The organism is Rahnella sp. WP5, from assembly GCF_000745615.1.
GTDB lineage: Bacteria > Pseudomonadota > Gammaproteobacteria > Enterobacterales > Enterobacteriaceae > Rahnella > Rahnella aceris.
On the sequence record NZ_KN050720.1, the window covers coordinates 334,034 to 346,439 of the forward strand.

The 12,406-nt window shown below is 52.3% G+C and carries 12 protein-coding genes; 6 read left to right on the forward strand and 6 right to left on the reverse strand.

Annotation, left to right across the window (positions count from 1 at the left end; translation table 11 throughout):
* The first annotated feature begins 236 nt into the window (after positions 1 to 236).
* On the forward strand, positions 237 to 3,056 hold the full coding sequence (locus tag EX31_RS18755) for an autotransporter family protein (RefSeq protein ID WP_231576082.1): 2,820 nt from the start codon (positions 237 to 239) through the stop codon (positions 3,054 to 3,056).
* 74 nt (positions 3,057 to 3,130) lie between these two features.
* Here the strand turns inward: EX31_RS18755 and EX31_RS18760 are convergent, their stop codons facing one another.
* A complete protein-coding gene (locus EX31_RS18760) occupies positions 3,131 to 3,364 on the reverse strand; it encodes a DeoR family transcriptional regulator (RefSeq protein ID WP_013574728.1) in 234 nt (77 codons plus the stop codon).
* Positions 3,365 to 3,609: 245 nt separating this feature from the next.
* Between EX31_RS18760 and moeA the strand changes: the two genes are divergently transcribed.
* Together moeA and moeB are read left to right on the forward strand one after the other, a co-directional pair.
* Complete coding sequence (gene moeA / locus EX31_RS18765; RefSeq protein WP_037036093.1) at positions 3,610 to 4,851, forward strand: molybdopterin molybdotransferase MoeA; 1,242 nt, start codon at positions 3,610 to 3,612, stop codon at positions 4,849 to 4,851.
* A gap of 2 nt (positions 4,852 to 4,853) precedes the next feature.
* The gene (gene moeB / locus EX31_RS18770; protein ID WP_037036095.1) at positions 4,854 to 5,615 is read left to right on the forward strand and encodes a molybdopterin-synthase adenylyltransferase MoeB; all 762 of its coding nucleotides are present in this window, start codon (positions 4,854 to 4,856) and stop codon (positions 5,613 to 5,615) included.
* Between the two features lie 182 nt (positions 5,616 to 5,797).
* Here the strand turns inward: moeB and EX31_RS18775 are convergent, their stop codons facing one another.
* The gene (locus EX31_RS18775; protein ID WP_015696564.1) at positions 5,798 to 7,390 is read right to left on the reverse strand and encodes an ABC-F family ATPase; all 1,593 of its coding nucleotides are present in this window, start codon (positions 7,388 to 7,390) and stop codon (positions 5,798 to 5,800) included.
* A gap of 186 nt (positions 7,391 to 7,576) precedes the next feature.
* Positions 7,577 to 8,464 (reverse strand): nucleoside-specific channel-forming protein Tsx, encoded by an 888-nt coding sequence (locus EX31_RS18780; protein WP_037036097.1) that lies wholly within the window; start codon positions 8,462 to 8,464, stop codon positions 7,577 to 7,579.
* Between the two features lie 449 nt (positions 8,465 to 8,913).
* Between EX31_RS18780 and EX31_RS18785 the strand changes: the two genes are divergently transcribed.
* Together EX31_RS18785 and EX31_RS18790 are read left to right on the forward strand one after the other, a co-directional pair.
* The gene (locus EX31_RS18785; RefSeq protein ID WP_231576083.1) at positions 8,914 to 9,276 is read left to right on the forward strand and encodes a type II RES/Xre toxin-antitoxin system antitoxin; all 363 of its coding nucleotides are present in this window, start codon (positions 8,914 to 8,916) and stop codon (positions 9,274 to 9,276) included.
* Positions 9,273 to 9,731 carry an RES family NAD+ phosphorylase gene (locus EX31_RS18790; protein WP_013574722.1) on the forward strand — a complete coding sequence of 153 codons (459 nt, stop codon included), beginning with the start codon at positions 9,273 to 9,275 and terminating at the stop codon, positions 9,729 to 9,731. The genes EX31_RS18785 and EX31_RS18790 overlap by 4 nt, the downstream gene beginning before the upstream one ends.
* A 27-nt stretch (positions 9,732 to 9,758) precedes the next feature.
* On the opposite strand, the gene EX31_RS18795 is transcribed toward EX31_RS18790, so the two are convergent.
* Positions 9,759 to 10,211 (reverse strand): DMT family transporter, encoded by a 453-nt coding sequence (locus tag EX31_RS18795; RefSeq protein ID WP_013574721.1) that lies wholly within the window; start codon positions 10,209 to 10,211, stop codon positions 9,759 to 9,761.
* Positions 10,212 to 10,214: 3 nt separating this feature from the next.
* Entirely contained in the window at positions 10,215 to 10,649 is a 435-nt protein-coding gene (locus EX31_RS18800) for a DMT family transporter (RefSeq protein WP_013574720.1), read from the reverse strand.
* A 101-nt stretch (positions 10,650 to 10,750) separates the two neighbouring features.
* Here EX31_RS18800 and EX31_RS18805 point away from each other — a divergent pair, with 101 nt between their 5' ends.
* A complete protein-coding gene (locus EX31_RS18805) occupies positions 10,751 to 11,680 on the forward strand; it encodes a LysR family transcriptional regulator (RefSeq protein WP_037036098.1) in 930 nt (309 codons plus the stop codon).
* Positions 11,681 to 11,904: 224 nt separating this feature from the next.
* On the opposite strand, the gene EX31_RS18810 is transcribed toward EX31_RS18805, so the two are convergent.
* Entirely contained in the window at positions 11,905 to 12,372 is a 468-nt protein-coding gene (locus EX31_RS18810; protein WP_037036100.1) for a GNAT family N-acetyltransferase, read from the reverse strand.
* Positions 12,373 to 12,406 lie beyond the last annotated feature (34 nt).

Consider the following 12,406-nt stretch of genomic DNA (forward strand, 5'->3'; position numbering starts at 1 on the left):
TTAAATTAAGTATTACTTAATATACAATTAATAACCTAAAAAATAAATATGCGTAGAATGTCCGCCAGACTCTTTAACAAAATCCTGACGGGACTAAATATAAAATGGGAAATAATCCGGGCAAATGGAAAACTGTAGCACTTAGATTAATAAAGCTTACCCCTCTGGCGATATCTATCTCTCTGGCTAATTACGCGCTTGCAACAGATATTAGTGATAAAGATGAATTTGGCAATGTGACAAATTTACCCGTGTTAGATATCAGCGGAATGGTCCCTTTTGACCTTTCCACCGAAGGGTATCTGGATGGCGTAAATGCGACCACCTGGTCGGAAGGCACCACTTCCAGTATTCCCGCCTTTTATATCCATGATGGCGGCACACTGACACAGTCAGTCGCGGCACCGGTGACGATCACCACTCAGGGCTCTTTAACTGAAGCGATGCTCATTTCCCGTGGCGGAAGCGTTGATTTACTCGGACCGCTTACTGTCAACACTTACGGCCAAAGTAAAGGCATTATGATGGAAGGAATAGGAACCTCTTTCCTTTCTAAAAATGATGTTACCGTAAATATTTATAATAACAACACCCCCGGATTCACGGTGAATAATAATGCCACCGCGACGATTGCCGGCACTCTGTATATTAATTCAATGCAGAACGGCTCTGATGGTCTGGTTATCCAGAATGGGGCAAAGGGCACAATCAATAAAGTCAATATCACTACTGCGGGTGATTATTCAGAAGGCATTATTTTAAACAACATCAATTCCAGTCTGCACAAGAGGAACGACGTTCTTATCACGGGAAGTGGTAGCACAGTGACCACCCACGGTAAGCATACCAATGCCTTATATGCAGAAGATAACGGATTTATTCTGTTTTCTAATGACGCGATAATTACCACCACGGGCGAGGACTCGCGGGCGATTTATTCCACCCGTAATGCCGGTGTATTAATGAATGGAGGTTCTGCTAATACAGAATATGCAGGCAGTACGGCGATCGAAAGTAATCAAAACAGCTACGTCACCTTAGTGAACACTGACATCCATTCCGCAGGCACGGCGATAAGCTCAAACGACAACTCTGTTATCTCGGTATTCAATGGCAATATCAGCAGCGGCAATACCACCAGCGGCATAGAAATCAGTCATCAGGGCAACGTTAACCTTAACCAGGTCGCGATGGAAAATATGCTGTCGGACCAACCGCTGGTTGACCTGATCACTTCCTACGCCACACCTGATTATGCCTACGGTGGCACACTGGACGTCAAAAACTCCCGGCTTGCGGGTAAAACCCAGGGCGTACACGCCACCGAAGGCGAATGGGCTATCACACTGGATAACAGTTACCTGAATGCCGCCGATGCCTTTGTCGTTGCCGGAAGCAACAGCAACCAGATTGCAGACCTTGCGGTCAATGCCAGCAACGGCAGCATCATCAACGGTAACCTTATTGCGTTAAGCGCAGATGAAGACCCGATCGCCAGCCAGCTGACGCTCAATTTGCTTAACTCGACCTGGCAAGGCAACGCCATAAATGGCGCGGCGCTGACGTCTGCCCCTGCCGGTACGATTAATATTGATGCGCAGGACAGTCAGTGGCTGATGACCGATTCCTCGCGCATCGACTCACTCAACATGAATAACGCCAGCGTTCAGTTTTCCGGACAAGGTGATTATAAAACGCTGGAAATGCACAATCTGTCAGGCAAGGGTACGTTCTTTATGAATACGTCGCTGGAGCAGAATGCGCAGGGAAACAGCGCTGGCGATCTCATTCATGTTACGGGCAACGCGTCCGGGCAGTTCGGATTACATATCTCTGCGTCGGGTAAGGCAGCACAGACAATTAACGACGGAATACGTGTCGTTCAGATTGATGATGCCAGCCGTCATAATGGCCTGTTCAGTCTGGAAAACAGCGTCAGTATCGGCGCTTACGACTATTATCTTTTTGAAGGGAGCAAGGATGCCACCGGCGATATGAATGACTGGTATCTGCGCGCTGAAATCCCAACACCTGACGCGCCGGTTCCTGATGTCCCAACGCCAGATAATCCGACACCGGATGTTCCTGCTCCTGCCCCGTCTACACCAGACACTTACCGTGGCGAAATCCCCAGTTATATCGCAGCACCTTATCTGAACTTGTATTATGGCATGCGTATTGCTGGCACGCTGCACGAGCGTATGGGCGATACAGAAACCTACGGCAAAGGCTACAACAATCGCGCATGGGCGAGAACCGGCGGTGAACACACTTCCTTCGATGCGGGACGTTTTGGGTACGACAGTGATTACTGGTTCGCGCAATTCGGAACCGACTTATATCAGGATGAACTGAAAAACGGCACACGCGTCCACGCTGGCATCATGGCGACATTGGGCAACCAGAGTACCGACACGCAGGATCAGGTGCGCACGTTGGCGGGGAAACTTGCGGATGCAGGCTCAGTGCGCAGTGATGCCTACAGCGTTGGCGGCTATTACACCCGATATGCACAAGATGGCGCTTACGTTGACCTTGTCGGCCAGTTCACCTGGTATCGCAACCAGTATGAGAGCCTGCATGATACGAAACAGGACAGCTACGGCGTATTGCTTTCTGCTGAAGCAGGTCAACCCTATGCCGTCAGCACCAACTGGAAAATCGAACCTCAGGGGCAGATCATTTATCAGTATCTGAATGCTGAAGATTTCAGCGATGAAATTTCTGATATCTCCGGCGTTTCTGTCAATCAGGGCACAGCGCGTGCCGGGTTGCGTTTGTTACGCGACCAGGCAGAAGATAAAGCCAGTGAAAAATTCAAACCTTACCTGACCGCCGACGTACTGAGTAATTTCTCGGATTCACCGGATATCAATGTCGGCGGAATCGATGTCAGTACAACGGATTTTTCCGATCAATACTGGCAGACCGGTGCGGGCATGACGGCGCAACTCGCACCGAATACCTCGGTGTATGCTGATGTGAAATACGTCAAAGGGTTTGACGGCGATATGGAAGGCTACGTCGGCCATATTGGGATCCAGGGGCGTTTTTAATTCAGGTCTCTGAACCACACGCATAAAAAAGGGAAGGCATCAAAGCCTTCCCTTTTCTTATTTCGTTGCTGCGTTTAAAGCTGCGGGCAACGCTGCAAACTGTTTAGCCAGGATGTTTCAGGCTGAGCGGCCAGACGACGCGCACGTCCGTGGCGGCGCAAAATCAATCCTTTGTCCTGCATTTCACTCAGATCGCGTCTGATCGTTTCGAGACTTACATCCAGCGATTGTGCCAGTTCGCTTACCTGTAGCACTTCATGTTGTTCAACCAACTGAAGGATGGCCTGATGGCGATTTTTTTTAAGCACCGGTTATTCCTGTTTATATGACAGTTATGTGACGAAGGTCACAAATAACGGTAACTATAATACCTGCGTTACATTGTTAATTTTGGGATCGATCTCAATTTTTCAGGAATCCGCGCAGAATTTTTACGCTTTCGGCGCTTTTTGGTTCGCTGCGTTTCTCTGTCATACTATGCGCATGCTCCATTTCCCTGCCCGGCTCCGCTGAAAATACCTGCTACGCCGGGACGAATGACTAAGGATTTTTTATGGAATTCAATACTGCCGGTCTGATCTCACTTGACGAAGCGCTGGATAAAATGCGCGACTGTGTACCGCCTAAAACAAGTCAGGAGGCCGAATCCCTGCCACTTGCTGGCGCCGCGGGCCGCATGACTGCCACACCGGTGCTTTCTCCGGTTTTCGTGCCACCTTTTGATAACTCTGCGATGGATGGCTATGCCGTACGTTGCGCAGATTTGCACGACGGCGCGGTGTTCCCGGTCGCGGGCAAAGCCTTTGCCGGTGCGCCTTTTCATGGCGAATGGCCTGCCGGAACCTGTATCCGCATCATGACCGGTGCGCCAGTTCCCGCCGGTGCCGACGCAGTAATCATGCAGGAACAGGCTGAAGTTTCAGAGGCGGGTGTACGTTTTACGGCAGAAATCACCCAAGGCCAGAATATCCGCCTGACCGGAGACGACATTAAGCAAGGCGACAGCGTTTTGCCTGCCGGTGTACGTTTGGGTGCGGCAGAATTACCGCTGCTGGCCTCGCTGGGCGTCACCCACGTCAAGGTCTGGAAACCGCTGAAAGTCGCCGTATTCTCCACCGGCGATGAACTGCAACCGGTGGGAACGCCTTTGCAGGAGGGGCAGATTTACGATACCAACCGTTTCGCTGTGCGCCTGATGCTGGAACAACTGGGCTGTACCGTCCTGGATTTAGGCATTATTCGCGATAATCCCCTGGCGCTGCGTAAAGCCTTCGAAGAAGCCAATGCGTTTGCCGATCTGGTGATTTCCAGCGGCGGCGTATCGGTCGGTGAAGCCGATTACACGAAGCAGATCCTGGATGAACTGGGTGAAATTGGTTTCTGGAAGCTTGCCATGAAACCGGGCAAACCTTTTGCTTTCGGTAAACTGGAAAGCAGCTGGTTCTGCGGTTTGCCGGGGAATCCGGTGTCGGCAGCACTGACGTTTTATCAGCTGGTTCAGCCATTTATTGCACAGTTGTCCGGCCATACGGCCTGGCAATTCCCGCCGCGCCTGAAGGCAAAAGCGGTGACACCATTGAAAAAATCCCCCGGACGTCTCGATTTCCAGCGCGGTATTTTCAGCACCAGCGCCGAAGGACAACTGGAAGTGCGCACCACCGGCCATCAGGGTTCGCACGTATTCAGCTCATTCAGCCAGGCCAACTGTTTTATCGTGCTTGAACGCGGGCGCGGCAACGTGGCGGCAGGCGAAATCGTTGAAATCGAACCGTTTAACGCCCTGCTGCGGAGCTGAATATGCCTCAACTGCCGGAACTGACGGACGCTGAAACCCTGCGTTATAACCGCCAGATCATTCTGAAAGGGTTTGATTTTGACGGCCAGGAACAACTGAAAGCCAGTCATGCGCTGATTGTCGGACTGGGCGGTTTAGGCTGTGCCGCTGCGCAATATCTGGCGGCGGCAGGCACCGGTACGTTAACGCTACTGGATTTCGACACGGTCTCGCTGTCAAACCTGCAACGCCAGACGCTGCATACTGACGCCCGGATCGGCATGTCGAAAGTGGAATCCGCCGCAATGGCGCTGGCGGCAATCAATCCGCACATTGTCATTCATCAGATTAATGCACAGGCCAGCGACGACATGCTGCGTGACCTGATCGCCGCCTGCGACGTGGTGGTCGATTGCACCGACAACGTCACCACGCGCAATCAGCTGAACGGTGAATGTTTCGCGCAGAAAAAACCGCTGGTTTCCGGTGCCGCCATCCGCATGGAAGGCCAGCTCAGCGTGTTCACTTATCAGCCGCAGGAACCCTGCTACCGCTGCCTGAGCCGGTTATTCGGTGAAAACGCCCTGACCTGCGTGGAAGCCGGTGTGATGGCACCTTTAGTCGGCACCATCGGCAGTTTACAGGCGATGGAAACCATCAAACTGCTGACAAAATTTGGTGAAACCCCGCGCGGAAAACTGCTGATGTTCGACGCCATGACGTTGCAGTTCCGCGAAATGAAACTGATGAAAGACCCGCATTGTGAAGTGTGTGGGGATTGTTGAATCAGTAAATTCAGACACAAAAAAACCGCCTTTATCGGCGGCGGTTTTTAAATAATAAAACCTCTAAATCATTCGAGTTGTATCCAGGCGGCAACTGAACAAATCCCCGGGAGCATACATCAGTATGTGACCGGGGTTTGTGAGGAAAGCCAACGCAGAGACAGCTTGAAGGATGACGAGGTTTAATTGATGCCCTGGCTACGCAGATAATCTTCGTAGTTACCCGAGAAATCAATCACGCGGGTCGGCGTCATTTCCAGAATACGGGTTGCCAGCGAGCTGACGAACTCACGGTCGTGGGAAACGAAGATCAACGTACCTTCGTACATTTCCAGCGCCATGTTCAGCGATTCGATGGATTCCATATCAAGGTGGTTGGTTGGTTCATCCATAATCAGGATGTTCGGACGTTGCATCATCAGTTTCCCGAATAACATACGACCTTTTTCACCACCGGAAAGTACTTTCACTTTCTTCTTGATATCGTCCTGACCGAACAGCAGACGGCCTAACACACCGCGCACGGCCTGCTCGTCGTCTTTCTCGGATTTCCACTGGCTCATCCAGTCAAAGACGTTCAGGGTGTCATCGAATTCATATTCGTGATCCTGCGCGTAATAACCGATCTTGGCGTTTTCAGACCATTTTACTGAACCGCTTTCCGGTTCATGCTCACCGACCAGCGTTTTCAGCAGCGTTGATTTACCGATACCGTTGGCACCCAGAATCGCGACTTTCTCGCCCACTTCCAGCATCAGGCCGAGATTTTTAAACAGCGGACCGTTGTCGAAACCTTTGGTGATTTTTTCCACTTCCAGCGCATTACGGAACAATTTCTTGTCCTGCTCGAAGCGCATGTAGGGGTTCTGACGGCTGGATGCTTTGATTTCATCAAGCTGAATTTTATCAATCTGACGGGCACGGGAAGTCGCCTGTTTCGATTTGGAGGCGTTCGCGCTGAAGCGGCTGACGAACGATTGCAGTTCAGCAATCTGTGCTTTCTTCTTGGCGTTATTGGCGCTGAGAAGTTCACGAGCCTGCGTCGCCGCCGTCATGTATTCATCGTAGTTGCCCGGATAAACACGCAGTTCGCCATAGTCGAGATCCGCCATGTGCGTACACACCATGTTCAGGAAGTGACGGTCATGGGAAATGATGATCATGGTGCTGTTACGTTCGTTCAGCACCTGCTCCAGCCAGCGAATAGTATCGATGTCCAGGTTGTTCGTCGGTTCGTCGAGCAGCAGGATTTCCGGGTCGGAGAACAGCGCCTGCGCCAGCAAAACACGCAGTTTAAAGCCCGGGGCGATTTCGCTCATCGGGCCATAATGTTGCTCGACAGGGATCCCCACGCCCAGCAGCAATTCACCCGCACGGGATTCTGCGCTGTAGCCATCCATTTCGCCGTAAGCGACTTCCAGATCAGCCACTTTGTAGCCGTCTTCTTCGCTCATTTCCGCCATCGCGTAAATACGGTCGCGCTCTTCCTTCACTTCCCACAATTCGGTGTGGCCCATGATAACGGTGTCCAGCACGCTGAACTGTTCGAAGGCGAACTGATCCTGGCGTAATTTACCCAGACGCTCATTCGGGTCCAGCACAACGTTACCGCCAGAAGGCACTAAGTCGCCACCGAGGATCTTCATGAAAGTGGACTTGCCACAACCGTTCGCGCCAATCAGGCCGTAACGGTTACCGCCGCCAAATTTCACGTTAATGTTTTCAAATAACGGCTTGCTGCCGAATTGCATGGTGATGTTGTAAGTACTTAGCACAACGCTCGCTCTTAATTGGGAAATGTGATTTGGCGCGCATTATGCCACAACAGCGCGTCAGGATCGCCTGTAGTTGTGGTCATTTTTCACTCAACAGCTAAAAAAAATGCTTAATGTGCGACTTTTCAGAAAGCAACAAAAACAAAAAACCCGGCCGGAGCCGGGTTTGTCGTACAACCGCTGAAATCAGAAGTTGTAGCCAATCACGCCGTAGTAACCCCAGCCGGTGGACTTCACATCGAAGTTACCGTTACCGAAGTTCAGCTCAGCGCCGTCAGCCCACTGGCCGCCGTTGTGGAAGTAACGCGCCACGAACGAGTAATGCCAGTGTGTGTAGTTCAGCGACAGGATATGGCTGGAGGCGATAGAGTTGTTAGAACGCGCTTTGTTGCCGTTCAGATCACGGAAGTCGTCATCACCCAGTGAGGAGCCCCAGTCGAAGTTGGTGAACCCGATATAGCTCAGGTTGCCACCCCACAGTTGCGTCAGAGGAACGAAATATTTCACTTTGAAACGGTAACCGTCCCAGCTGTTTTCGTTCGCTGCGCTGTAGTTTTCCCACTGGTATTTCGCATACACGTTCAGCGACAGGCTCATCGGCAGACCGGTGTCGATGTCGGTGCCCAGCCCCATGTACCAGGTATTCTGACGGTTATCGCTGTCCGGGCCCATGTCGTAGATATAGTTGTTCGCGAAGTACCATTCTTTGAACGGACCGAAGCTCAGATCAGTACCGGTCAGCTTATCAATAGAGAAACGCGGTTCGATTTCCATAAACAGCGGAGAACCGTTTTTATCCCAGATACCGGTGTCATTACCGTTACCGGCGCCGAAGGTTTTAGGAATATCGATATAACCGTAGAAATCAAACCAGTCTTTGTGCGCAAACGCTTCATATTCAAGGTAAACATCGTTACGCAGCGTAGGCCCGAAACGGGTATCGGCGCTACCTACAACGTTGACACTTTGGTGCCACCAGTCAGAAACAAATTCGCCCTTGCTATCATCAGCGAGCACGGTCGCGCTGTAGGACAAAGCCATCAAAGCGCCTGCTGCAATAATTTTATTTTTCATATTTTTACCAGAAGCGGGGGGTGGAACAACGCCTTGCCACTTTCAGACGTTGCATAAAACAAACCCTAAAACTGTGATCCGCAACCGATTGCTGCACATAGTGCAAAAAACCTGCAATTACCAGTTACTTCCTACAAGAGTCGACTTTTCTTAGCTAATAAATAGATTTGGTCAAGGTTTGTCAATTTCTGTTTCATTCCGATACATCTCCAATGTGACATTCATCACATTTATCTTTCCGTGCGCTTTTATTCAGTACGGACTGAGGCAAAAAGTTATCGTTGATAAAATGACCATTCGTTATTTGTCATGCTATAATCATGACAAATAACGGTGCGGAGGCACACATCATGAATTCAAAAATTACCGGGCTGTCTTCCAGCTCTGTGCAAGATTCTGCAACGCCGCTTTGGCAATCTGCGGGCCTTCCCGCAAGCAGCGGAATCAGTTTGATAAATGCCATACAAAAGGGATTTCCGGTTGATAGTATCAGCCGTCTTAATACTGAGCTGGGATGGCCAAAAATGGTGTTACTGGAAATCATGGGCATTAACGAACGCAACTATGCCCGGCGTAAAGCCGGGAACGGATTGCTAAAAAGTGAAGAGAGTGAACGTGTGGCGCGGCTGGTTCGCATCGTGGATGCCGCAACTGATTTGTTCGAAGGGGATCGTGTCTCGGCGCTCGAATGGTTCACCCGCCCTGCTCCGGCACTGGATGGTTCACGTCCGCTGGAACTGCTGTCTTCTGAAGCGGGTGCTGTGGAAGTCAGCCGCCTGATTGGTCGTCTCCAGCACGGTGTTTTCAGTTGAAGCTGTTTCGTATCGTGCAGACCCGCCATCTGGCGACAGCCTGGTCGGGAGCCGGCGCGCAACTTTATGGCGGTCGCTGGAATCCGCCAGGCAGGCCGGTCGTCTATGTCACCACCAGCATCTCACTGGCTATCCTGGAAATTCTGGTGCATTTGCAAAACAGCATGCTGATGCGTTCCTATACCTTGCTGAGTATTGAGGTGCCAGAGGAACTGCTGGATACGCTGGAAGTTTCAGAGCTTGCCGCCGACTGGCGAAGCGCATCGGTGCCTGACAGCACACAACGTCAGGGTGACGTCTGGCTTGCAGAAGGTGAATATGTCGGGCTGAAAGTGCCGTCAGTGATTGTGCCGTCGGAATACAACGTATTACTTAATCCGCTACACCCGGCTTTTGCCGATTTACTGAGTTCAGTAGAACGCGAGCCCATGATGTTTGACCCGCGCCTGCAATAAAGCGCGGGTCTGCTCCCTGTCAGGAAATCACTCTGCTTTCCGGTTGCTGCGATAAATGAGTGCCAGTGCGATGATAAGGCAGGGAATAGCCGCAATCCGGTGCCATGACAGCGCGATCTGCGGATTATCCAGCCAGCCGAAATTATCAATCAGCATACCCATTGCCAGTTGTCCGAGGATTACCGCGACCGTTGCCACCGCCGTCCCGACACGGGGTACCGCTGTCACCATCACAATGATGTAAGGCACGCCAAATAATGCGCCTGCGAGTTGCCACTTCGGTACGGTGAGCAAGGTTTGCGGCTGCGGTGTTTGCAAAAACAGCACCAGCACTGCGGTAATGGCAGCCCCGACGCTGAACGTCAGGAATGCGCTTTTCAGTACGCCCACTTTCCCGCCTAACTGCCCGTTCACCGCCGCCTGCATACTCAGCGCGGCACCGGCCACAATGGCCAGTATTATCATCATCAGTTCAGTCATGGTTCAGTCCCAGGCAATCAAAACAAGTGCAGCAACGATAAACAGCAGCGCCAGCAGGCGTTCGCCGCCGACTTTCTTGTGCGGTGTACCAAACCAGCCGTAATGGTCGATCAGCACGCTTTTCGCCACCTGCCCTGACAAAATTGCAATCATGGTCATGCCGATACCAATGACCGGCGTCGCGAGCGTCAGCACCACGACATAGACCGGGCCGAGCACGCCACCCAGCAATGTCCAGCCCGGTTGTTCATTGAATGACGGCGCATTACGCGGGCTGAAAAACAGCACCAGCAGGCCGGTGAGCACCGCACCCACACCAAAAATACTCAGCGTGGCCCACAGATGGCCAACCTCCGTTCCCAGCGGACCAATCAGCCCGGCCTCCAGTGAAAGCCCCATCCCCGCCAGAACGACCAGCGGAATTAACATCAGATTCATCATTGCCCTGCTTTCTGTTTTTTCGAAGCGGCGACTATAACGTGACAGAACTATGCGAAAAACAGCACAATCAGGAAAATACCTTTGCGGGATACGCACAGATGAAAGGTTTTAATCAGATCAATATTCAGGCATTACGGCTGTATGTCGCGGTACTGGATCAGGGCAGTTTCTCTGAGGTGGCGCGGCGTGAGGCGATGTCGCCGTCAACCGTATCGCGGGTGATTTCCCAGCTTGAACAGGCATTACAGACGCAACTGCTGTATCGCAACACACGCGCCGTCAGCCCGACAGAATCCGGCAAACTGCTCGCCGGACATGCGCGACAGGTGCTGGCACAGTTGGATCTCGCCACGCTGGATTTGCAGGAGCAGGACAGCGAACCCGGCGGACTGGTGCGCATCAATGCGCCGGTAGTTTTTGGTCAGCGCCATCTTGCGCCGTGGTTGCATGAACTGAGTACACGTTATCCGCGCCTGAATATCGAGCTGATGCAGACCGACGATTTTATCGACCCGTTGCAGGACAGCGTTGACTTGCTCATCCGTATTGGCGTGATGGCGGACTCCACCCTGCAGGCGCGCACGCTCGGCCATCAGAATTTTCGCCTTGCCGCCAGCCCTGCTTATCTGGCCCGCGCAGGAAAGCCGGAAACACCGGAGGATTTAGCCAGTCACAGTTGCCTGGTGTTCAAAGGATTTGCCGGTTCACAACGCTGGTACTTTCGTCAGCCGGAACAGGAATGGCATTCGATGACCCTGCGGGGATTACTGACCAGCAATAATGCGGAAACCCTGACGCAGGCCGGGATCGACGGCATGGGGCTGGTGGTGTTCCCCACCTGGCTGATTGGCGATGCCCTGCGCGACGGTCGGCTGGTCAGCGTACTGGAAAATTATCAGGTATCGACGTCACCGGAGCCGCAGACCATCAGCGCGCTGTATCCGAACAGCCGCCGCCCGTCGATCAAAGTCAGGGCTGTGATTGATTTTCTGCTGGAGAAATTTGGCAGTCCGGCGTACTGGGAGTAAGGCGTTGCACTGAGGTTTTTGTTGAATAGTCCGAGACAATTTCGGTTTTTCAAGTGCAGCGACCACCTGACTCGCCGCGCCGAACCCGACCAGAGGGGAAAGGCTTTTCCCCTCTGAACTCCCCTCGCTTTTTCAAACTCTTAAGGCCAGTGTGGGTGGCAACCCACGGTGTTGACGTTGAACCAAGTCGGTGTGGGTGGCAACCCACGGTGCTGACGTTAAAGCTAGAGGCTACCGCCGCCTAACTCCATCCCCACATGCGGTATCCCATCTTCGTCATAAATTTCGGTATACGCCACAAACCCCAGCCTGCCGTAGAATCCCTGCAAATGCGCCTGTGCGGAAATCGCGACGCGCGCACCCGGCCAGTGTTTCTGGCAGGCAGCCAGTGCCTGTTCCATCAGCTGATAACCCAGTTTCAGGCCGCGTGCAGAGGGCGCGACAATCACCCGTCCGATTGCCACGTCATCTTCGAAACGCAGAATACGCGCGTAGGCGGCAATCTTGCCATCCAGCCAGGCGACGATATGACGGTTTTCGCCGGTCAGATCCTGTCCGTCGATATCCTGATAAACACAGGTTTGTTCCACCACAAATACTTCACTTCGCAGTGCCAGAATGGCGTAAAGCTGCGCCGCGTTCAGTTCACTGTGATGATAATCCTGCCAGTGAAGCGATGATGATTCCGTCATGAGTGAATGCCCTGCCTGTTTTCTGAAAGCCAAA

Coding starts and splice junctions, on each gene's coding strand:
- EX31_RS18805 (WP_037036098.1), top strand. CDS start 10,751: ATGAAAGGTTTTAATCAGATCAATATTCAGGCATTACGGCTGTATGTC.
- EX31_RS18810 (WP_037036100.1), bottom strand. CDS start 12,372: ATGACGGAATCATCATCGCTTCACTGGCAGGATTATCATCACAGTGAA.
- EX31_RS18800 (WP_013574720.1), bottom strand. CDS start 10,649: ATGAATCTGATGTTAATTCCGCTGGTCGTTCTGGCGGGGATGGGGCTT.
- moeA (WP_037036093.1), top strand. CDS start 3,610: ATGGAATTCAATACTGCCGGTCTGATCTCACTTGACGAAGCGCTGGAT.
- EX31_RS18795 (WP_013574721.1), bottom strand. CDS start 10,211: ATGACTGAACTGATGATGATAATACTGGCCATTGTGGCCGGTGCCGCG.
- EX31_RS18780 (WP_037036097.1), bottom strand. CDS start 8,464: ATGAAAAATAAAATTATTGCAGCAGGCGCTTTGATGGCTTTGTCCTAC.
- moeB (WP_037036095.1), top strand. CDS start 4,854: ATGCCTCAACTGCCGGAACTGACGGACGCTGAAACCCTGCGTTATAAC.